This is a genomic window from Bacillus sp. IS1 (genome assembly GCF_032461585.1).
In the GTDB taxonomy this organism is placed as follows: domain Bacteria; phylum Bacillota; class Bacilli; order Bacillales; family Bacillaceae; genus Bacillus; species Bacillus velezensis.
The window spans coordinates 86,039-106,242 of the sequence record NZ_JAWCWR010000003.1; the positions used below are offsets into that span (position 1 = coordinate 86,039).

A 20,204-nucleotide genomic window follows, 5' to 3' on the forward strand; every position below is an offset into this window, starting at 1 on the left:
ACGTCGCGCGTTTTAGAGTGCAAGTAAATCCAAAATCTGCTCGTCCTCACCCATTTCTCTTAATTTATCCAAAGGCAAGCGTACGCTGTATAGATCACCAGACAGCTTAAAGTGTTTTATAGACTCATAAAAGAATCTCTTATCTTCATAAGCTAGTCCCTTTAGATAAAAGTGAATGCCAAAGTCATTATGAATATTCGGTTGCTGCTCTAAGTTCTCCAATATTTCTTTAGCCTGTTGCAAGTTGTTTTTCTTGATGTGATAGTGTGCAATTTCTTGGATATCTGTAACTTCATTTGAATCAGGGTTTAACCAAAAGTTCTCTTGATTCCAATGGTTTTCCAAGAAACAAAGGCTTCTAGTTAACTGTAATTTTGCCAAGGGGTTATTCTCAGTATGTTTTAAACCGGCCAGGTAATATTCCTTTGCTTTTTCATAATCATCAAGCAAATAAGTATTCCCCAAAGTTAGATAGCTATAAGCGACAAGCCTATCAATATTCGTCACATTAATGCCATATGAGCAATAAAAACGGGCTTGAGTCATATTATTCTGACTGAATGCCGAAGCGCCCAACAAAGCCATCAGACGGTTATAAAAGGAGCTTTTAATTTGTTCATTGTTTTCAATAAAATCAAGATCAACGACTGTCGACATTTCTGCAAGATTTGAGTATTCAGCCATTCTAAGGTAGTAATACAACGGGATTATGTAAGTGAATACACGCATTTCTTGAGACTTGGGATCAAGCTTCCCAATTGCTTTAAGCGCCTGATGTGCGTTTATTTCGCCTCTGTCTTGCTTACGTTTGATCTGATACATTGCTGCCCATTCACGTTCAATCGAACAGCTACTGTTGATTAATTGATCAATTAATGCGTCAGTTTGTTCATACTGTTCATTAATATCTGACATTTCAAGACGTACCTTTGCATCTACTTTTGGTTTCTTAGCTTCTCTCTCTTTTGCTATCATCCGAATAACCCCCTGTGGTGTGTCACTAATTCAGAGCAACAGACAGTGGCGATGTCACCACTAACCCGAATCTGAATATAGGATCTCTTTTAGTTCATACAGAACATATGATCTCATTATAGTTCATCCTCCAGTTTTATGGAACAAGTTATGTATTGCGATTATGTATTGCGGTGTTGCTGTTATGTCCTATTGAGCGATTTGTTGCTCACCGTACCACCATTTTTTGAAACCTTCTGTTGGTACTTTGATTCTGTTTTTCCCTACCCGCACTGCGTGAAATTTTCCACTCTTACAAAGGGCATATGCTGTATCTCTTCCAGCCCCAGTAATTTTGCGAATATCTTGAACATCAAGCGCAACTTTTTTGAAGAGTTCTTCCAGTTGCTCTTGGTTTAGTACCTCTTGGTTCATCCGTCCACCTCTCTTCTGTTTCCTGTTTAACCCTTTCCTTTTCGGGTTAATCCAATCATAAAACATACTCATTAATATTTCAATACTTTTCATGAAAGTTTTTTTATTTTTATTAAAGTTTTATCGCAACCAATAAGAAAATAATAAATATATTCTTTTTATTCACCATATGTTATGATTATTTTCGAGGTGACATTATAACCATGGATAAAAATATTAAGATTGATAAAGAAAACAAGTTAGGGTCAGTGGTCAAATACTATAGGAAGAAAAAGAAAATCAATTCTCAAGAGCTATCAAAATCGTTAGGTAAGTCCGGAGCGTACATTAGTCAAATTGAAAATGGACACAACAAGAATCCGGATTACAACACATTATTAGAGCTATTCAGAAAGCTTGGAATCGCAGAAGAGAATTTAGAAATGTACCTTGAAGCTCTTGGTTTCATGTCTCCTGAAAAAATAGCAGCTGAAAAGGCGGCAGAAGAAGCCTGGATTGAACGGGAAATTGAGCTGATGAACGATCCTGATTACCAAAAACAATTACTTGAACAAGCAGAATTTATGCGAATCCAAGAGCAACACGACAATTATGATGAAATGATAAATAGAAAAATGGATGAGATCAGAAAAGATCTTGATTGGTACTATACGATAAACCCTAGTGAGTTCGGCACAGTCATTGAAAACCTTCATAAGCTGATGGTATCTATGGGAGATTCCCCTGATAACTTCCGATTTCTAGTTTCTTTATTCCGTAAAGATATAACAAAGTTCAATAAAGACGCTAAGGAACATATTATCAGTGCATTAAAAGAAGGTTACGAAAAAAGCAATACCGGATGGGGAGAGCGCCCTAGCTGGTAAAAATAAAAAGGAGAACGATTAATGGCATCAGTAAAAAAAGATAAAAGAAACGGCAATTGGTACTATGTGTTTGATATAGGAAAAGATGAGAACGGCAGACGGAAGCAACGTAAACGAAGTGGGTTCAAGCTAAAAAAAGATGCAGAAGAAGCATTAAGGGAAGATCTTCAGTTATACCATGCTGGGGATCTTCTCAAAGATAATGATTCAACTTTCAAAGAATTGGTTGAGTATTGGCTGAATATCAAAACTCCAGATGTGAGCAACCAAACTCTAAAGGTTTATCATTATAATCTAAAAAATCATATACTCCCTACCTTCGGAAGCATGAAACTTAGCGATATAACAACTCAAAAGGTACAAGCATTTATAACAAGGTTAGTTAATTCCGGTTTATCGGCTGCCACAATAAAGAAGATATATCACGTACTCAACAACGTAATGAAAACAGCTGTTCAAGATGAGTTTATTAAAAAGAATCCAGTTGAAAAGGTTAGAAAGCCATCAGTTAAGCGTAAAGAAGTTGAAGTATGGTCAGCCGAACAGATGTCATTATTCCTGGATCACACCAAAAACAGTCGTTACTATATTGCATTTTGGTTAGCGATTTCTTTCGGACTTAGACAAGGTGAAATTTTAGGTTTACGTTTTAAGGATATAGACTTCAATAATGGCGTTTTGAGAATCGTTCAAACACTAGAACATTCTGGCGGCCAAACAAAATACGGTGGAAAATCATCGACAAGCACACGCACCATCGACTTATCAGAACATGATATCCATATACTGAAGAAACAAAGAAGTCGTGTATTGAAAGAGAAGAGTTTATGCGGAGGGCTCTATACAGACCGAGATTTAGTTGTATGTACAGATACAGGGAATGCAATCAATCCAAGAAACCTTTTAAGACAGTTCAAAGCTTATTTAAAGCAGCTTGATTTACCTGATATCCCATTCCATAACCTTAGACACTCTCATGCATCCTTACTGTTAACAAAGTTTCATCCTAAAGTTGTTCAAGAAAGGTTAGGACATAAAGATATCCAGGTCACGCTTAACACCTATTCGCATTTAATGCCAAACATGCAGAAGGATGCTTCCACATTTATCAGTGGCATCTTACAAGGCAAACAAAAAGAGGAATCACATTAAATTGTGACTCCTCTTTTTTGTGACTCCAGTGTGACACGAGTAAGTGTCCAACACGCTGAAACCCTTGATGATTCCGACTGGGCTCGAACCAGCGACCTCTACCCTGTCAAGGTAGCGCTCTCCCAGCTGAGCTACGGAATCATGATATGTATGTGTTGCTGGGTATGTTGTTGTCTCTCTGACATTTATAATTATATATCCTGATTTCTCATTCGTCAACACTTTTTTTATCTAAAATAAAAAAAAGGGCGCGTCGCAAAATTGACGGCGCCCTTTTCGTTTATGATCTCACTTGGGCGGGGGTTATTTTTTTCAATGCCTGTTCGAAGTCCCGTTCTAAATCTTCGGCGTTTTCGACTCCGACGCTCAGGCGCAGAAGGCCGTCTGTGATGCCGCGTTTCTCCCTCTCTGCTTTCGGCATGGCGGCATGCGACATGGCTGCAGGGTATGAGAGAATGGACTCGACGGCGCCGAGGCTGACGGCAAATACCGGAAGCGATACGTTTTCGACCAGCTTTTTGACGGCTTCTTTGCTTTCCAATTCAAATGACAGGACGGCGCCCGCTCCGGTCGCTTGACGTTTATGGGTATCGGCTCCCGGGTGTCCGGCAAGGCCGGGATAGTAAACGTTTTTGATGGCAGGATGCCTGTTAAAATAGGCAGCCAGCCGCTCAGCCGTCCGGCTCGCTTTTTCCAGTCTGACCTGCAATGTTTTTAAGCCTCTCAATACGAGCCAGCAGTCCTGAACGCCGAGCACCGCTCCAAATGAATTTTGCAGCTTATACAGCTGATTGCCGAGCTCTTCATCCTTTACGGCGGCAAGGCCTGACAGCACGTCACTGTGGCCGCTTAAAAATTTCGTCGCGCTGTGGAGCACGATATCTACGCCGAGATCAAGCGGACGCTGCAGAGCAGGCGTCATAAAAGTATTGTCAAGGTATGTCAGACAGCCGTGATCCTTTGCCAGTTTGACGACGCCCTTAATATCCGTGATGCCGAGCGTCGGGTTTGACGGTGTTTCCATATAAATGGCTTTCGTGTTCGGCCGGATGGCGCGGGCGACAGCTTCTGTGTCCGTCATATCAACAAAGGTATGTTCGATTCCGAAACGGGACAGAACCTCAGTCACCATGCGGAATGTTCCGCCGTACACATCCTCCGTGACGAGGACATGGTCGCCTTGGGATAAGAGCAGAAATGCCGTCGAAATCGCCGCCATACCGGAGCTGAAAGCAAAACCTCTCGTTCCGCCTTCAAGACCTGCGATCGTTTCTTCAAGCGCTGTTCTTGTCGGTGTGCCTGAGCGGCTGTAGTCATATGTCCCGAATTCTTCAAATGAAGACTGATGGAATGTGGAAGCATGCTGGATCGGGACGCTGACGGCTCCGGTGGCTCCGTCTGTTTTAAATGGATTGTGCACGAGCTGGGTTTCCAGCGTCCAATTTTGATTACTCATATGACACGGCCCCCTCTTTTACTTGCTGTAATGCCTGCTTGACATCCCGCTTCAAATCTTCTGCATGTTCAATGCCCACTGAAAAACGCAGCAGACGGTTGCAGACGCCGTTTGCGATACGGATGTCTTCCGGAATGTCCATGTGCGTCTGCGTCGCGGGATATGTAATAAAGCTTTCCACCCCGCCGAGACTTTCTGCGAAACAGATCGTTTTCAGCGCCTTTAAAAACGGATTGACCCATTCCTCTTTTTGCAGCCGGAAAGACAGCATCCCCCCTTTTCCGGGATATAACACGTCGGCGATTTCTTCTTCCTGTTCTAAAAATTCTGCAAGTTCACGGGCGTTTTCTTCATGACGGCGCATTCTGAGTCCGAGTGTTTTCATCCCTCTCATTAAAAGCCACGAATCAAACGGCGGGAGAACCGCGCCGATCGCATTTTGGTGATTAAACATGATCTCGCCGAGCTCTTCATCCTTAACGACAGCCAGACCGGCAAGAAGATCATTGTGCCCGGCTAAATATTTTGTGGCGCTGTGAATGACGATGTCCGCTCCCAGTTCAAGCGGGCGCTGGAGCACCGGGGTATAAAACGTATTATCCACAATTAAAAGCAGGCCGGCTTCTTTCGTAATCCGGGCAATTTTTTCAATGTCCGCCTCCTGCATTAACGGGTTTGTCGGCGTTTCAACAAATACCGCTTTCGTGTTTTCCGTTATTTTGGAGCGTAAACAGTCTTCATCGCTGAAATCATCGTAAATAAAGCTTAAGCCGTATTTTCTCCATTCGTTTTCAAACAAACGGTACGTGCCTCCGTATAAATCGGAGGATACAATCAATTCATCCCCGCTTTTAAACAATGCCATAATGGTTTGAATGGCTGCCATTCCCGAGCTGAAGGCAAATCCTCTCGCACCGTTTTCCAACACGGCGATGGAGTCTTCGACGAGCTGGCGTGTCGGGTTTTTCGTGCGCACGTAGTCAAAACCTGTAGATTCTCCTATTCCTCTATGGCGATAAGCGGTGGACAGATAAATCGGCGGACTGACCGTTCCCGTTGCTTCTTCGCTTCTATTTCCGATTTGGGCTAATTTTGTATCAACATGCTGCGTCATCAGTAAGCACCATCCTTTTTCAAAAATAAAAAAGCCCCCTCTTCATAAGAAGAAGGAGCTTTTCTCTTCCTCTTATCTTCCAAGCATGTGAATCGCTTGCTGGATTTAGCACCTTGGCACTTTGCCTTCCCGCGGCAAAGCAAACCGGTTGCTGAGGTTTCAAAGGGCCAGTCCCTCCACCTCTCGTGATAAGAATATTGTTTTGTATTTTCTGATTGTTCTATATTAACGCACAATAAAATGGATTTCAACAACTTTTTATTTATCTGAACTCTCGCAAGAAGTGCATCTGAAGAAAGAAATTTCTAATAATTCATGGTACAATAGGAAAAAACCATCAAGACAAGAAGCGGCCTGGAGGAATGCGAAGTGGCATCAAAAAACGGAATCATTCATGAGAAAAAACTTTTCTCCCATGAGCTTGAAGAGGAAATGACCGTTTTGGTCTACCTGCCCGCCACCTTCTCCCCCCTGTATAAATATCATACGGTCATCGCTCAGGACGGCCATGATTATTTCAGATTAGGGAGAATCGGGCGGCAGGCGGAAGAGCTTATGTCAAAAGGGGAAATTGACCGCTGCATCATTATCGGCGTCCCTTATAAAAATGTGCGGGAGCGAAGAAACACATACCATCCAGAAGGCTCTAAGTTCGCCTCATATAAGCGGTTTATCGCCAATGAGCTCGTTCCTTTTATCGACAAAGAATACCCGACTTATCAAGTCGGATACGGCCGCACCATGATCGGGGATTCCCTCGGCGGAACCGTTTCGCTCATGACGGCGATTGACTATCCGAACATGTTTGGAAACGTCATCATGCAGTCTCCGTATGTTGACGGGCACGTGCTGGATGCCGTCCGGCAGTCGGAGGATCTCAAACAGATTTCCGTTTATCATCAAATCGGAGAAAAAGAAACCGGCGTTCACACGACGGACGGCCAGGTTCTTGATTTCACCGCGCCGAACGAAGAGCTCAAACAGCTGCTGGAAAGCAAACAGTCCGAATACACGTATGAAACCTTCGACGGGGATCATAAATGGACCTACTGGCAGCCGCTCATCACGCCGGCGCTGAAAAAAATGCTGTAACCATTCATTTAAGGAGGGAACTTTCATGAAATACGGTATTGTTTTATTTCCATCAAAAAAATTACAGGATCTCGCAAATTCGTACCGGAAACGCTACGACCCGAGCTACGCGCTCATTCCGCCGCATCTGACGGTAAGAGATCCGTTTGAAGCGACAGAACAGGAAATCGAGCAGGTCGTATCACAGCTGAGACAGACGGCGAAAGAGTCGCATCCGCTCGTTCTGAAAATCACAAAATACAGCTCGTTTTCTCCTGTGAATAATGTGATATATATGAAAGCAGAACCGACGGAGGAATTAAAATCTCTGAGTGAGAAATGCTACTCAGGAGCATTATCCGGCGAGCCGGAATACAGCTTCGTTCCGCATGTCACGGTCGGCCAGAAGCTGTCGTCAGATGAACATTCCGACGTACTCGGACAGCTGAAAATGCAGGACATTTCCCACGAAGAAGTCATCGACCGTTTTCACCTGCTCTATCAGCTGGATAACGGCTCATGGACTGTGTACGAAACATTTTTATTAGGCGGAGGAGAATAACTGCTTGGAATCCATCATCGCAAAAACTGAAAAACAGCTGAACGACGCTTTTTTCGTCAGAAAAGAGGTCTTTGTGAAAGAACAGCACGTTCCGGAAGAAGAAGAGATTGATCAATTCGAGGACACGTCAGAACATATAGTCATATATGACGGCGGCCAGCCGGTCGGAGCCGGCAGATGGCGCATGAAAGACGGGCATGGAAAATTAGAACGCATCTGCGTGATGAAAAGCCATCGTTCTTTAGGCGTCGGAGCCATCATTATGCAGGCGCTTGAAAAAGCGGCGGCAGCCAAGGGCGCCGACAGCTTTCTCTTACATGCGCAGACACAGGCGGTTCCGTTTTACGAAAAACAAGGATACCGCGTCACATCCGGCGAAGAATTTCTCGATGCGGGCATCCCCCATCTGGAAATGGTAAAGGAACACAAACGATAAAATCAAAAGCACTCCTGTTGATATGGCAGGAGTGCTTTTTTTATGAAAATAATACTATTTCATGAATTTTATTGAATTTTATGGAAGGTTAATGTATGTTTAGTATACGAAGTATTACAATTCATACAAAAAATACAATTCATATTTCGGAGGGATAAACATGACGGCACCAAAAGGAAAACACATATTCGGGACTGTTAAAGTGGGGACAAAAGGACAGATTGTCATTCCTAAAGAAGCAAGAGATGTTTTCGATATAAATCCGGGGGACTCACTGCTTATGCTCGGGGATGACCAGCAAGGTATCGCACTTGTAAAACAAGAACTCTTTTTCGAGTTTGCAAAAGATATTTTAAACGCTAAGCAAATCGATGAAGATAGCGAGGATGAGTAAATGCATGCGATTGAGCTGAAGCAATTAACGAAACATTATAAAGAAACCGCCGCCGTTGACCGTCTTAAGTTCTCAGTTGAGAAAGGGGAATTTTTCGCTTTACTCGGTGAGAACGGAGCCGGAAAAACGACATTAATCAGTATGCTTTGCGGACTTCTTTCTCCGGATGACGGTGATGCATCAGTGCTTGGACACAGTATTTTGACTGATTTGGATAAAATAAAACCGAAATTGAATATGTCCCCGCAGGAAACAGCCATCGCTCCTCATCTAACCGTACGGGAAAACTTAGAGTTTATAGCCGGAGTCTACGGAATTCCGAAAAAAGAAGCAAAAAAAAGAACGGATGAGATGCTCGAATTGTTTCAATTAAAAGAGAAAGAAAGAGCAAAAACAAAAACATTATCAGGAGGAATGCAGCGCCGCCTCAGCATCGCAATGGGAATGATCACCAAGCCGGATATTTATTTCTTAGATGAACCGACATTAGGGCTGGACGTCCGTTCACGCCGCGAGTTGTGGAAAAATCTTGAGGCATTAAAGGGAGACATGACGATTATTTTAACGACACACTATTTAGAAGAGGCTGAAGCCCTGGCAGATCGTATTTGCATTTTAGAAAATGGGACTTTAAAAGCACTGGGCACGGCGGAGGCTCTGAAAAAGCAAACTCATTCAGCCACATTTGAAGATGCCTTTTTAGCGATTTGTGACGGGGAGGCGGGTCTTTATGCTTGATTTCGCCATTCGCAACCGCAAAGAAATTTTTCGTGACCCCCTGTCTATTATCCTTGGAATCGCACTGCCTGTTATTCTATTGTTTCTGTTTACGGCGATTGAAAAAAATGCGCCGCTTGATACCTTTAAAATTCAGCATTTAGCACCCGGACTCATTGTTTTCGGTTTTGCTTTCCTTACGATGTTCTCTGCATTGCTGATCGCAAAAGACAAACAGACCGCCCTTTTGACCCGTTTGTTTGCTTCCCCTTTAAAAACAGCCGATTATGTCATCGGTTATGCACTGCCGATGCTGCCGTTAGCCATTTTACAAATCGTCATTTGTTTTATCGCAGCAGCGGCTGCCGGTTTATCCGCCGAGTGGATGAATCTTCTCGCAGGTATCGCTGTCTTGCTGCCGATTGCGATGATGTCCGTTTTCTTCGGTTTATGTTTAGGGGCTGTGTTTACGGACAAACAAATTTCAGGTATCGGAACGATTTATATTACACTCGTGCAATTTCTGGGCGGGGCTTGGATGGAGGTGAGCCTGCTCGGTGACACATTCAAACATATCGCTTATGCCTTACCGTTTATTCACTCGATCGAGCTGGCCCAGGAAGTCATATCCGGAGATTATTCTTCATTTCATCAGCATATTTGGCCGATAGCGGGATATACCGTTTTGGCGCTTGCACTTGCTTTCCTCAGTTTTATGAAAATCAGGAAGAGATAAAAAAAGCCGGCACTCCGTAATGGGAGCGCCGGTCTTCTTTATTACGTTTCTTTCAGAAGGCTTATCGTATGCGGCAGCAGACGGTCATCCCCCGGACTGCCATGGCCCGGGACGACAATGCTGATGTCCTGATATCTTTTCATGACTTTGCGGACGGCGCGCGGCCACTGATCCGGATAAAAGCCCGGAGTAGGCACGATTTCCTTTGTTTCTAAAGCCTTGATTAAGCATCCGCCGAATAAGAGCTTATCCTCAGGCAGCCAGACGGTCATATTGTCTTCCGTATGCCCTTTTCCCGGATAAAACGTTTCAATTTTCATATCGCCAAACTGCAGCTTTGTCACGTTTTTCAAATCTCCGAGCGGCCGGTCATATCCCTGCTGTCGGGCGAAGTCGGCGGTCAGCTTCGTGCTGTGCACCTTTACACCGTATTTGTACAGGGTGTTCAGCCCGCCGATACGATCGTCATGGGCGTGTGTCACAATGGCATCGGTCATCCTTTTTCCTGGAAACCGCTTTTTTATTTGTGTCATTAATTGCTCTGTGAGACTGTCATTCCACGGAGTATCAATCAGTACGATTCCTTTGGAAGTCTCAAGAAGCAATCCGTTCGCAGGGACGGGACTTCCGTCTGCCGTACCGGTGCTTGTATGCATCCAAACATGCGGCGCCAGCTGTGTGAGAGTGACATCTTTTGCTGCGGAGCCATCCGCCGCGTGTGCCGGTTTCATTCCGGCAGTAAAGAGGCCGAATAGAAATAACCCCGCAATTAATAATGAAAGCTTTCTCAAATTTGAATCATTCCTTTCCGCATCTTTCATATATACGACTCAAAAAAACCCGGATATATCCGGGCTTTTTCACACGTATTGATTTATTAACCGGCCTTTTCCCATGATTTGCGGCAGACGGGAAAGAGAGCGCTTACGTTTTTCCTCAAGTACTTTCTTTTCTGCGGCTGCGGTGTTTTCCTGGCGGCGTTCCACCTCTCTGTACACCCTGTCATTGGCGAGGGCGGCTGCTTTCGTAATGCCGGCGTAATCAGGCTTATAACCCGCTGCCCGGTTTGCGTATTGAGAATACTGCTGGTTTTGAATCCGTCCCGCATAAATCATATGTACCCCTCCCCTTCGCTTTTCATTTCCCTTAATCTTACTTTTTGAAACGCGGTTCTTTTGTTATGATATTCTTTGTCTATCAAATGGATGAACACCTTTTAATGGGAGGACCCCTTTTTGAAATGCGCCCGACTGAATAACCGAACGATACATTTACATAAATATTCTAGAGAACATTACCAATTCCTTTTTGAAGAAGCTCAGAAAGGAAATATTTTTTGCGCACATTGTGACCAGCCCGTCTTGATGCGGCTTTCGATTTTAGAGCAGCCGGCATTTTATCACCGGCAAAAGGGAGACTTCACCGCCTGTGAAAAAGCATGCGCGGCCGAGGAACCGCAAGCGGAGAAAGAAAAAGAAGAGTATAAGGAAGCCGGCATGTTCCGCCTGCCGAAAGGAAAAGCGATTTCAGAGAATCAGAAACCGATCGTCTCAGAATGGAAAAGCCCGAAAAAAGTGCCTGCGGCCGAACCGTTTTCACCAACATCCGAGGCGGCTGACACATCTTTGTTCCCCGGCATCGGCCTGAACCGTGAACAGATGAAGGCAGTTACTGAAACGGACGGGCCTTTGTTAGTGCTTGCCGGAGCGGGAAGCGGAAAAACAAGAGTGCTGACAGCACGCGCCGCCCATATGATTGAACACCTCGGCATTTCACCTGAGAATATGCTGCTTGTGACCTTTACGACAAAAGCCGTCGCCGAAATGAAAGAGCGAATGGCAAATGAGTACGGACTGGCAGCCGGAAAAGTCTCCCGTCTCGTGACCGGAACATTCCACAGCTTTTTCTATAAAATACTCTATCATTATGATTCTTCAAAATGGAACGGCAGCCAGCTTTTAAAAATGGAGTGGCAAAAAGAGCAATATGTGAAAAAGGCGCTCTATGAAGAAAATTTGGATGAAAAAGAGTTTCCCGTCGACCAGGCGCTTCAGCTTATCGGCTGCTGGAAAAACACGTATCTCCCCCATGAGACCATTCCGCTTGCGGACGACTGGGAGAAAAAAGTGTACAGGCTCTACGAACATTACGAACGGCAAAAGCGGGAAAAACGGCAATTTGATTTTGATGACATGGCCCAAGGCTGTTATGAACTGTTTCAAAGCCGGCCTGATATTCTCGCGCAGTACCAAAACAGATTTTCTCATATTTTGATTGATGAGTTTCAAGATATCAATCCTGTCCAGTACAACATTATGCAAATGATCGCAAGCCCAGAGAATAACCTGTGCTGCGTGGGTGATGACGACCAATCCATTTATGCGTTCCGCGGCAGCAGCCCGTCTTTCATTCTTGATTTCCAAAAGGATTATCCGGCAGCAAAGACCATTTACTTAACGGCAAATTACCGATCGCCGCATCCGATCGTCTCAAGCGCTCATGCCGTCGTAAAGAAAAATAAAAAACGGTATGAAAAAACACTATCTGCCGTCAAAGACGGCGTTCACAATCCCGTGATATTTTATCCTTACGATGAAGAAGAAGAAGCGACCATGATCGTTTCGGATATGAAAGAGAAAATTCAAAACGGGGCGAGCCCTGACGATTTTGCCGTGCTTTACCGGACAAACAGCGCCGGACGGGCCATTTATGAAAGACTGCACCAATCATCGATTCCTTATCATGCCGACAGGGGTGTGCAGACGTTCTACAGCCGCAGAATCGTACGCCAGATCCTCGCCTACTTATATGCGAGTCAGAATGAAGATGATCCGGATGCGGTGAAAGACCTGCTGCCCGCCTTATTTTTAAAGCAATCCGCCCTGCAAACGTTAAAGGCGCTGTCAATCACGGAAGATTGCACGATGGTTAAGGCACTGACGAAACTGCCTGACCTGAAGCCTTTTCAAATAGGGAAGATCAAGCAGATCGTTCCGTTTTTCGCAAGCATCCGGACAATGAAGCCGGTTGAAGCCATCACCTTTGCAGAAAGCAAAATGGGTTTTTCCGAGTATTTAAAAAAACGGGGCAATGAGGGGAACAAACTGGAAAAAGGCTCTGATGATCTCAGGGATGTCAAAGTGGCCGCCAAAAAATTCAAAACGATTCCCGATTTTCTTGCGCATGTCGATCATATGCGCGCCGCTGAGAATCTGAAAACCGATGAAAACGGCGTCGAACTGCTGACCATTCACCGCTCTAAAGGTCTTGAATTCAATACGGTCTATATTTTAGGCGCGGCTGACGGCTCGATCCCCCATGACTTCGCGCTTGAGACGGCGAGACAGGGCGATCCCGCTCCGCTCGAAGAAGAAAGACGGCTTCTGTATGTCGCAATGACAAGGGCCATGCAGCATTTATATGTATCTTGTCCCGCGTACAGGCGGGGAAAAACAGCGCGCAGCTCAAGATTTCTCGAGCCCCTTCTTCGGACGGACAGACGGAGCGCACTCAGGATATAAAGAACCCGGCAGATCGCTGCCGGGTTCTTCTCACATAAAAAGGCCTTTTTAGCAAGGCCGGCTGATGCCTATTTATTGTTCAGCATTTTAGAAATGGTGCCAAAATCAAGTTTCTCTTTACCGCTTGTAATAGATTGAACGATTTTGTCTTCCAATTCTTTCGGAACACGCTTGTTAGCCAGCTGGGACACCTTCTGAATGACGCCTCTCACCGTGTTTTCATCTTTGAAATTGGCATTTTGCAATGATCCTGCAAGGTTCATGACATCCTTCATGCTGACGCCTGTTTTTTTCTCAATATTTTTGAAAAATTGATTATCCATGGTGTGCCTCCTTTTGTGGAGTAATACGATATTGTATGAATAAAGAGCGGAACATGTGCCCGTAAGACAAGGAAAAAATTCCGAGTGCCCCGTCTCTATACTCCTTCAAACATCAGGGAAGCACGGGACTGAACGGTCCCGCGCTTATCCAAGGTCTTGCTAAGGTTTAGCCAAAAAAGGATGCACCGACAATGATCAGAAGGATGAACAATACGACAACAAGAACAAATGTTGAGCCGTAGCCGCCTCCGACATAGCCGCCTCCGTATCCGCCGCAGCCGCCATAACCGCCGTAGCCGCCGCCGAATCCGCCATATCCGAATCCCATATCTAAGCACCTCCTTTACTCTCTATACTCTATGTGAGCCGACTTGTTTGGCTTGGATAAATGCATAGGGCCGGTGCGGATTTCATTCATTTTAATGAGAATGCTCATTTTTCTTCAGTTTTGCTTCTGTTTCGGCGGCAAACACATCTATCCATTCCTCAAAGCGCGATCCCGCTTCATCAAACTCAGACAGCTGTTTTTCAATAGATAAGATATATTTGTCATGCTCCCGCTGGTTTTGATTGTGCCGGCGGTATTTACCGTTTATGAATGATTCAAATATGTTCATAACATCCCCTCCTCCTATGATCTATGCCGAACAGAGGCCGGCGTTCGGCAAAAAACAAAAAAACCGGAAGTTCCGGTTTTTTAGAAAACGGCTATTTCGGTTTTTTCTTTTGGCCGCAGCCGCAGCCTTTTTTCTTAATTTTTTTTTCGTAAGGCTGATGCACAGTTGACTTGTATGGAGAATGTTGGGAAGGTTTGCTTGATTGATTCATGGTGATCCTTCCTTTCCTTATGTCATATATGCCAGTTTATGCCGAAAGTGACGGTAAGTTGCTGGTGGAACCGCCTTATTCCTGCAGAAGACGAGAAACCGCAGCTTCAATGATCCCGGCCGCGCCGGCGATGGCTAACAACAAAATCAGCCATTGCGCAGCCTCGGGTACCACAATCTGGGCCGCAATTAAAAAGGCGGCGCACCACACGCCCGTACACCAGTAGCAGCTGAGAAGTTCACCGATAAATGCCCTGATGCCTTTTCCTTTTATGACAATGTAGGTTTCTGTCGTGCCGTCTGGTGCGGTTTCTGTTTTTTCCTCGTGAAAAAGGCTCCGAAGCGGCGCCATAATGGTGTCAAATACGAAAAGCCTGGCCAGCCGGAAAACGGCAAACGATAACAGAATAAATGAAAGCCAATTGATAACCACCTGTTCACTCCTTTTCAAAACTTGACCTCTTTATACATATGCGAAAACCCTGATCTTCATGAATCGCACCTTGTCCGATAAAAAAATAGGTGCGATTTAGTTGTTTTTCTTATTCCGCTCGGCGTTTCATTTGCATTATATAAAGTATGAATGAGAAAGGAGTGAAGGTTATGTCGTTTGAAGAAAAAGTCGAAACACTGCAGCCGCAAATATTCGAACAATTATCCAACGAATTCGAGCAGAAGATCGAAGTGATTGATTGCGAAAATGTCACAATAGATACAACACTTATAACGGCCGCTCTTTCAATACAAGCTTCAGTTACTGCGGCGATTATCCTTGCGACACAGCTCGCGATCGCAGATGAAGACACAGCCGACCAAATGGCAACCGAACTGCTGATCCTCGATGATTGCCAAATAAAAAAGCGAACCCTCATTCAAGTCATTAACAGCCGCAATGTCAAAATCACACTGACAGCAGACGATATCATGGCCTTTGTACAAACTTTATTTCAATTATTAAATATACTTTTTGCTGAACTAGACATCCTTTAACCTTTCTTTTCAAATATTTAAATAGAGGTGAGAACAAATGGCAGATAACGAAAAATTAAAAAAAGAACTCGAAAGTCTACCAGAAGTGGATCCGCTTTTAAAAGTGCTTGTCAGCAATGTCTTCAAAAAACACGGCGTGACAAAGGATAAAATGCGGGATATCCCTGATGAAGAAAAAGAAATGCTGATCGCATTAGTCAAAGACATGCAGGCGAAATCAGAAGCTTTTCTTGAAAGCCAGAAACAGAAAAAAGAGCAGGAAAAAGCGCAAGAACAGCAGACAAATCCGCAAACCCGCAGAGAACAATTAATCGAACAGCTCCGGCAAAGACGTCAAAATCCCGGTCAATAACTAAAAAATAGTGATTTTTATCAGGATAGATGCCTGAGTCAAAGTAAGGGGCCGGCTCATTTAATATTAGTAAAAGAAAAGGAGGAATAGATATGGAAAGCAGACCATACTCTTGGGTTGCACTTGATCCTGAATGCGAACATCCGCGAGAAGAAAAAGAAGAAAAAGAAGGCAGAAGATGCAGTGTTTGCTGTAACGGAAACGGATTCGGCGAAGATAATGCCTTCATCGACCAGGACCTGGCTCAAGCGAATCTCAACAAACAAGTTTCTGAAGAAGCGATTATTATCAGAGACTCTTGTGATATTAACGTAACGTCAACAGACGTTCAGGCAGTCGCTTCAGTCATGACAGCTCTTAATGCAGCAGTCGTAACGGCCACTCTCACTTCAATCGCTGACGGAGTCATCGCTGAATTGGTCGCACAAGACTTATTGCAGCTAACAGCTAACAAACAAATCAACCGTCAAAAACTGCTCATCGAAAACTCCCGCGGCGTAAACGTGACAACAGTAGATGCCGATATCGCAGTGTTGATCTCAACAGCGACAAATACACTGGTTGCCATCTTAGTCATCACCCTGATCCTCTAAAAAGAAAAAGCAGAGCTAAAAATGCTCTGCTTTTTCTTATTTTCTCCGCATATGATGAATATATAGACGTTCACCCACACCAAGTGAGGCTCGCGTACATATGTTGTTAAAGACAAAAGTCAAATACCCTAAAAGAAGGAGCTGAAATCCATGAGCTGCGGAAAACACCATGGCCGAGATGAAAGTTGTGTATGCGATGCAGTCGAGAAGATTTTAGCAGAACAAGAGGCTGTTGAAGAACAATGCCCGACTGGATGCTATACCAATCTGTTAAGCCCGACGGTTACCGGTAAAGATACCATCCCGTTTCTCTTGTTTGATAAAAAAGGCGGTTTGTTCTCCACATTCGGGAACGTCGGAGGATTTGCGGATGACAGCCAGTGCTTCGAGTCTATTTTCTTCCGGGCAGAAAGAGTTTGTGATTGCTGCGCAACGCTTTCAGTATTGCGCCCCGTAGATGTGCACGGCGACACCCTCAGCGTCTGCCATCCTTGTGACCCGGATTTCTTCGGTTTAGAAAAAACAGATTTTTGCATTGAAGTTGATCTGAGCTGCTTCAGCGCCATTCAATGCCTTTCACCGGAGCTTGTTGACCGGCCTGAGCCGCACAAAGAGAAAAAGCATCACGGATAGTCATTGATTCGCATCTTTCCTAAAGAAGAATCCCCTTCCAACCTTCTATTACAGATGCAATCATCAGCCCGCCCGGACTTCCGGGCGGCTGACTCTCCGATATCGTTTAATCCGGTATATAAAACGTGAAGTCAGGAGGGATATTATGAGCAAGCATACAACATACTGTGTGCGTGAAGCGGTAGAAAATATTGAAGACCTGCAAAATGCGGTTGAGGAAGATTGCCCGGCCGGATGCTATTCCAACCTTTTATCGCCGGGTTTTTCATTAGGCGATACAGTGCCGTTTGTGCTTTTCACTTCTAAATCATCACCGTTTACCGCATTCGGAAATGTCGGCGAGCTGGATAACGGTCCGTGTTTTAACACCGTTTTTTTCAGAGTTGAAAGGGTCTGTGACGGCTGTGCCACATTAAGCCTGCTTATTGCTTTTGACGAGCATAAGCACATTCTTGATTTTACAGATAAAGACTCTCTCTGCGATGTATTCCGTTTAGAAAAAACGAACTATTGCGTTGAAGTCGATCTCCATAGCTTCTGCGCCATCAATTGCCTGAACCCGAGACTGATCAACCGCACACATTCTTAAATCAAAAAGCATAAAAATAAGCTGCCGGATTAAGAATTCAGGCAGCTTTTTGTATGGTTAAAATCCAAGCGGATGCAGCGAGGTAATATCGTCTATTGCGAGTTCTGCCGGCGCTCCGTTGCTTGTCGTCCGCAGGAAGATCGCATTATTTTTTCTGCCGACGATTACGCCTCTGTAGGTTTTCCCGTTGGCTTCTATCAGACAAAGGGTCCGCGGCATATTATGCGGCAGCTTCGTTAAGAAATCAATTTTTTCAAGAATGGACATTCTGCTCATCGGCTTTTTCACGCGCTTTGGCGGAACCTTTTCCTCTGGGGCGGCATTGTGAACCGCTTCAGGCTCTTTTTCAGCGGTATCAGGCTCTTTTTTAGCGGCGTCAGGCTTGGCAGTGTCCTGCTCCGCTTGCGCCGGAACTTCTTGAACGGCTTCTTCTGCGCGGCTGTGCTGTTCAGGCACTTGCTTTTCTGGTTCGACAGCCGCTGCTCCTTCAGGCTGAGTTTTACATTCTTCCTCCCGCTTTTCATGCATCGGCTCTTCTTCCGGCGGCTGAGGCGCTTTCCTTTTTTTGATTAATATGTCCTGCATTGATGATTGCGTGTCTGAATAATCCGCCTGAACAATATACATGAGCGGTTTTTTTTCCGCGTTTCTGTTTTGTTTTGACATCTTCATCCCTCCGATTCTGTCATGTTTTATTTATATGACGGAATGATTAAAATCAGAAGAAAGAAAAAAGCAATCCCTGAAAGGGACTGCTTGTTATTTAACGAGCGGTAATATGGAATCCTGAATCAACGTGAAGATTTTCGCCCGTGATGCCTCTTGACAGGTCGCTGAACAAGAATGCAGCCGTGTCGCCCACTTCTTCAGGTGTTGTCGTGCGGCGCAGCGGCGCGCGCTCTTCAATTTCTTTCAGGATAGAGTTGAAATCACTGATTCCTTTTGCAGACAGCGTACGGATCGGTCCTGCTGAAATGCTGTTGACGCGGATGTTTTCTTTTCCTAAGTCAGCGGCTAAATATCTGACGCTCGCATCAAGAGACGCTTTTGCCACACCCATTACGTTATAGTTTGAAACGACGCGCTCTCCGCCGAGGTAAGTGAGTGTAACGATGCTTCCGCCTTCAGTCATAATCGGACGCGCCGCTTTTGCGACCGCTGTCAGAGAGTAAGAACTGATGTTATGCGCAAGCAGGAATCCTTCGCGGTTCGTATTTAAATATTCGCCGACAAGCTCTTCTTTGTTTGCGAACGCGATGCAGTGCGCGATGCCGTGAATCACGCCGACCTGCTCTTTAATGCTCGCAAAGCAAGTTTCGATCTCAGCGTCATTTGTCACATCACACGGAAGGATGATGGAATCATTTCTTTCTAATGTAGCCGCAAGGTCATGAACTGATTTTTCCAAGCGCTCTCCCGCGTAAGTGAAAATGAGGCGCGCTCCGGCTTCATGCAGCGAACGGGCGATTCCCCATGCGATACTGCGTTTATTGGCAACGCCCATCACAACGATGTTGCGGCCTTCAAGTGAGAAATTCATATGTATAAAGCCTCCTGTAATCGTCTTAAAGACATAGTTTTAGTACCTGATCTTAATTTTTATCATATCATAACCTTGTCCAGATTGAAAGCATGGGAAAAAGACCGCGGATGTTGAAGCGGTCTCTTTTTTATCTCGTCTGCAGACTGTTCCTTTTAAAGGCAAAATGATTGGTCGGGCCGTGTCCCTCTCCGATGCCGAGCGTATGTTCCACGGCTTCCCGCACAAAATTGACGGCTGTCTCAAACGCGGTCTGAATGTTTTTCCCCTTTGCCGTTTCCGCCGTCAGCGCGGCTGCGAACGTGCAGCCTGTTCCGTGGGTGTGTTTGGTGTCAATATAAGCGTGGCTGATTTGGGTAAAAGACGAACCGTCAAATAATAAATCAACGATTCTCCCCTGTTCAGGCTGATGTCCGCCTTTTATGATGACATGCTTTGCACCAAGCTTGCAAAGGCATTCGGCCGCTTTTTTCCGGTCCTCAAACGTTCGGATTTCCATTCCCGTCAATACCTCAGCTTCCGGAACATTCGGCGTCACCGCATAGCTGCGCGGAATTAACAGCTCTTTTAACGCGGCCTGAGATTCCTCACGCAGCAGGGAAGCGCCTCCTTTGGCAATCATGACGGGGTCGGTGATGACATGATCAAGCCCGTACTGATCCGTTTTTTCCGCAATTTCCGCAATCATTTCCGCGCTCCACAGCATTCCCGTTTTTACAGCGTCAGGCCGCAAATCTTCCGCCACCGCGTCAATCTGGCTGCCCAGCGCTTCCCGGGTGAGCGGATAAATGCCGTGAACGCCCAAAGTGTTCTGGGCGGTTACCGCTGTAATGGCTGACATCCCGAAAACGCCGAGCTCCTGAAAGGTTTTGAGATCCGCCTGTATACCGGCGCCGCCTCCGGAATCTGATCCGGCAATCGTCAATGCTTTGCATATGCTCAT

General features: G+C 45.1%; 27 protein-coding genes, 1 tRNA gene and 1 riboswitch. Of the genes, 14 read left to right on the forward strand and 14 right to left on the reverse strand.

Going from position 1 to position 20,204, the window contains the following annotated elements; translation table 11 throughout:
• Positions 1–12 precede the first annotated feature (12 nt).
• Positions 13–975 carry an AimR family lysis-lysogeny pheromone receptor gene (locus RUW00_RS13780; protein WP_315956655.1) on the reverse strand — a complete coding sequence of 321 codons (963 nt, stop codon included), beginning with the start codon at positions 973–975 and terminating at the stop codon, positions 13–15.
• Positions 976–1,164: 189 nt separating this feature from the next.
• Positions 1,165–1,389, reverse strand: coding sequence for a helix-turn-helix domain-containing protein (locus RUW00_RS13785; RefSeq protein WP_315956656.1), 225 nt, complete (start codon positions 1,387–1,389; stop codon positions 1,165–1,167).
• A 203-nt stretch (positions 1,390–1,592) separates the two neighbouring features.
• Here RUW00_RS13785 and RUW00_RS13790 point away from each other — a divergent pair, with 203 nt between their 5' ends.
• Together RUW00_RS13790 and RUW00_RS13795 are read left to right on the forward strand one after the other, a co-directional pair.
• Positions 1,593–2,255, forward strand: a complete 663-nt coding sequence (locus RUW00_RS13790) for a helix-turn-helix domain-containing protein (RefSeq protein WP_257730909.1) — start codon at positions 1,593–1,595, stop codon at positions 2,253–2,255.
• A 21-nt stretch (positions 2,256–2,276) separates the two neighbouring features.
• Entirely contained in the window at positions 2,277–3,407 is a 1,131-nt protein-coding gene (locus tag RUW00_RS13795) for a site-specific integrase (RefSeq protein ID WP_017695703.1), read from the forward strand.
• A gap of 68 nt (positions 3,408–3,475) precedes the next feature.
• On the opposite strand, the gene RUW00_RS13800 is transcribed toward RUW00_RS13795, so the two are convergent.
• From RUW00_RS13800 to RUW00_RS13810, 3 genes are all read right to left on the reverse strand, one after another.
• Positions 3,476–3,548 (reverse strand) — tRNA-Val (locus tag RUW00_RS13800).
• A gap of 139 nt (positions 3,549–3,687) precedes the next feature.
• Positions 3,688–4,863 (reverse strand): cystathionine beta-lyase, encoded by a 1,176-nt coding sequence (gene metC, locus RUW00_RS13805; RefSeq protein ID WP_280145020.1) that lies wholly within the window; start codon positions 4,861–4,863, stop codon positions 3,688–3,690.
• The gene (locus tag RUW00_RS13810) at positions 4,856–5,977 is read right to left on the reverse strand and encodes a methionine biosynthesis PLP-dependent protein (protein ID WP_280145019.1); all 1,122 of its coding nucleotides are present in this window, start codon (positions 5,975–5,977) and stop codon (positions 4,856–4,858) included. The genes metC and RUW00_RS13810 overlap by 8 nt, the downstream gene beginning before the upstream one ends.
• A 69-nt stretch (positions 5,978–6,046) precedes the next feature.
• A riboswitch (SAM riboswitch) is annotated at positions 6,047–6,172 on the reverse strand.
• 174 nt (positions 6,173–6,346) lie between these two features.
• Here RUW00_RS13810 and RUW00_RS13815 point away from each other — a divergent pair.
• The 6 genes from RUW00_RS13815 to RUW00_RS13840 all read left to right on the forward strand — a co-directional run bounded on the left by RUW00_RS13815 (position 6,347) and on the right by RUW00_RS13840 (position 9,893).
• On the forward strand, positions 6,347–7,069 hold the full coding sequence (locus RUW00_RS13815) for an esterase family protein (RefSeq protein ID WP_007409075.1): 723 nt from the start codon (positions 6,347–6,349) through the stop codon (positions 7,067–7,069).
• A 25-nt stretch (positions 7,070–7,094) separates the two neighbouring features.
• The gene (locus RUW00_RS13820; RefSeq protein ID WP_003154969.1) at positions 7,095–7,610 is read left to right on the forward strand and encodes a YjcG family protein; all 516 of its coding nucleotides are present in this window, start codon (positions 7,095–7,097) and stop codon (positions 7,608–7,610) included.
• Between the two features lie 4 nt (positions 7,611–7,614).
• On the forward strand, positions 7,615–8,046 hold the full coding sequence (locus RUW00_RS13825; protein ID WP_280145018.1) for a GNAT family N-acetyltransferase: 432 nt from the start codon (positions 7,615–7,617) through the stop codon (positions 8,044–8,046).
• A gap of 160 nt (positions 8,047–8,206) precedes the next feature.
• Complete coding sequence (locus RUW00_RS13830; RefSeq protein ID WP_007409078.1) at positions 8,207–8,440, forward strand: AbrB/MazE/SpoVT family DNA-binding domain-containing protein; 234 nt, start codon at positions 8,207–8,209, stop codon at positions 8,438–8,440.
• On the forward strand, positions 8,441–9,178 hold the full coding sequence (locus tag RUW00_RS13835; protein WP_017417469.1) for an ABC transporter ATP-binding protein: 738 nt from the start codon (positions 8,441–8,443) through the stop codon (positions 9,176–9,178).
• Positions 9,171–9,893 carry an ABC transporter permease gene (locus tag RUW00_RS13840; RefSeq protein WP_017417468.1) on the forward strand — a complete coding sequence of 241 codons (723 nt, stop codon included), beginning with the start codon at positions 9,171–9,173 and terminating at the stop codon, positions 9,891–9,893. Before RUW00_RS13835 ends, RUW00_RS13840 begins: the two co-directional genes overlap by 8 nt.
• Positions 9,894–9,934: 41 nt before the next feature.
• Here RUW00_RS13840 and bla read toward each other — a convergent pair whose 3' ends face one another.
• Positions 9,935–10,684: a subclass B1 metallo-beta-lactamase gene (gene bla, locus RUW00_RS13845; protein WP_017417467.1), complete on the reverse strand. Its 750-nt coding sequence runs from the start codon at positions 10,682–10,684 to the stop codon at positions 9,935–9,937.
• Positions 10,685–10,753: 69 nt separating this feature from the next.
• Positions 10,754–11,008 carry a hypothetical protein gene (locus RUW00_RS13850; RefSeq protein WP_014417440.1) on the reverse strand — a complete coding sequence of 85 codons (255 nt, stop codon included), beginning with the start codon at positions 11,006–11,008 and terminating at the stop codon, positions 10,754–10,756.
• Between the two features lie 120 nt (positions 11,009–11,128).
• Here RUW00_RS13850 and RUW00_RS13855 point away from each other — a divergent pair, with 120 nt between their 5' ends.
• A complete protein-coding gene (locus tag RUW00_RS13855) occupies positions 11,129–13,414 on the forward strand; it encodes an ATP-dependent helicase (protein ID WP_100261703.1) in 2,286 nt (761 codons plus the stop codon).
• A gap of 68 nt (positions 13,415–13,482) precedes the next feature.
• Here the strand turns inward: RUW00_RS13855 and spoVIF are convergent, their stop codons facing one another.
• The 4 genes from spoVIF to RUW00_RS13875 all read right to left on the reverse strand — a co-directional run bounded on the left by spoVIF (position 13,483) and on the right by RUW00_RS13875 (position 14,997).
• The gene (gene spoVIF / locus RUW00_RS13860) at positions 13,483–13,737 is read right to left on the reverse strand and encodes a sporulation-specific transcription regulator SpoVIF (RefSeq protein WP_003154986.1); all 255 of its coding nucleotides are present in this window, start codon (positions 13,735–13,737) and stop codon (positions 13,483–13,485) included.
• 166 nt (positions 13,738–13,903) lie between these two features.
• On the reverse strand, positions 13,904–14,065 hold the full coding sequence (locus tag RUW00_RS13865; RefSeq protein ID WP_007610678.1) for a YjcZ family sporulation protein: 162 nt from the start codon (positions 14,063–14,065) through the stop codon (positions 13,904–13,906).
• A gap of 91 nt (positions 14,066–14,156) precedes the next feature.
• Positions 14,157–14,354 (reverse strand): hypothetical protein, encoded by a 198-nt coding sequence (locus tag RUW00_RS13870; protein WP_012117306.1) that lies wholly within the window; start codon positions 14,352–14,354, stop codon positions 14,157–14,159.
• Between the two features lie 286 nt (positions 14,355–14,640).
• Positions 14,641–14,997: a DUF1360 domain-containing protein gene (locus tag RUW00_RS13875; RefSeq protein WP_014417437.1), complete on the reverse strand. Its 357-nt coding sequence runs from the start codon at positions 14,995–14,997 to the stop codon at positions 14,641–14,643.
• A gap of 170 nt (positions 14,998–15,167) precedes the next feature.
• On the opposite strand from RUW00_RS13875, the gene RUW00_RS13880 reads away from it, so the two are divergent.
• From RUW00_RS13880 to cotZ, 5 genes are all read left to right on the forward strand, one after another.
• Positions 15,168–15,554 carry a spore coat protein gene (locus tag RUW00_RS13880; protein WP_022553545.1) on the forward strand — a complete coding sequence of 129 codons (387 nt, stop codon included), beginning with the start codon at positions 15,168–15,170 and terminating at the stop codon, positions 15,552–15,554.
• Positions 15,555–15,591: 37 nt separating this feature from the next.
• Positions 15,592–15,906: a hypothetical protein gene (locus tag RUW00_RS13885; protein ID WP_014417435.1), complete on the forward strand. Its 315-nt coding sequence runs from the start codon at positions 15,592–15,594 to the stop codon at positions 15,904–15,906.
• Between the two features lie 92 nt (positions 15,907–15,998).
• Positions 15,999–16,499 carry a spore coat protein CotX gene (gene cotX, locus RUW00_RS13890; RefSeq protein ID WP_014417434.1) on the forward strand — a complete coding sequence of 167 codons (501 nt, stop codon included), beginning with the start codon at positions 15,999–16,001 and terminating at the stop codon, positions 16,497–16,499.
• 150 nt (positions 16,500–16,649) lie between these two features.
• Positions 16,650–17,132, forward strand: a complete 483-nt coding sequence (locus tag RUW00_RS13895; protein ID WP_003154995.1) for a CotY/CotZ family spore coat protein — start codon at positions 16,650–16,652, stop codon at positions 17,130–17,132.
• 145 nt (positions 17,133–17,277) lie between these two features.
• Complete coding sequence (gene cotZ / locus RUW00_RS13900; protein ID WP_003154997.1) at positions 17,278–17,721, forward strand: spore coat protein CotZ; 444 nt, start codon at positions 17,278–17,280, stop codon at positions 17,719–17,721.
• 57 nt (positions 17,722–17,778) lie between these two features.
• Here cotZ and RUW00_RS13905 read toward each other — a convergent pair whose 3' ends face one another.
• The 3 genes from RUW00_RS13905 to thiD form a co-directional block, all read right to left on the reverse strand.
• Entirely contained in the window at positions 17,779–18,387 is a 609-nt protein-coding gene (locus RUW00_RS13905; RefSeq protein ID WP_063636846.1) for a CotO family spore coat protein, read from the reverse strand.
• A gap of 97 nt (positions 18,388–18,484) precedes the next feature.
• Complete coding sequence (gene fabI / locus RUW00_RS13910) at positions 18,485–19,261, reverse strand: enoyl-ACP reductase FabI (RefSeq protein ID WP_003155001.1); 777 nt, start codon at positions 19,259–19,261, stop codon at positions 18,485–18,487.
• 130 nt (positions 19,262–19,391) lie between these two features.
• Positions 19,392–20,204: a bifunctional hydroxymethylpyrimidine kinase/phosphomethylpyrimidine kinase gene (thiD, locus tag RUW00_RS13915; protein ID WP_014417432.1), complete on the reverse strand. Its 813-nt coding sequence runs from the start codon at positions 20,202–20,204 to the stop codon at positions 19,392–19,394.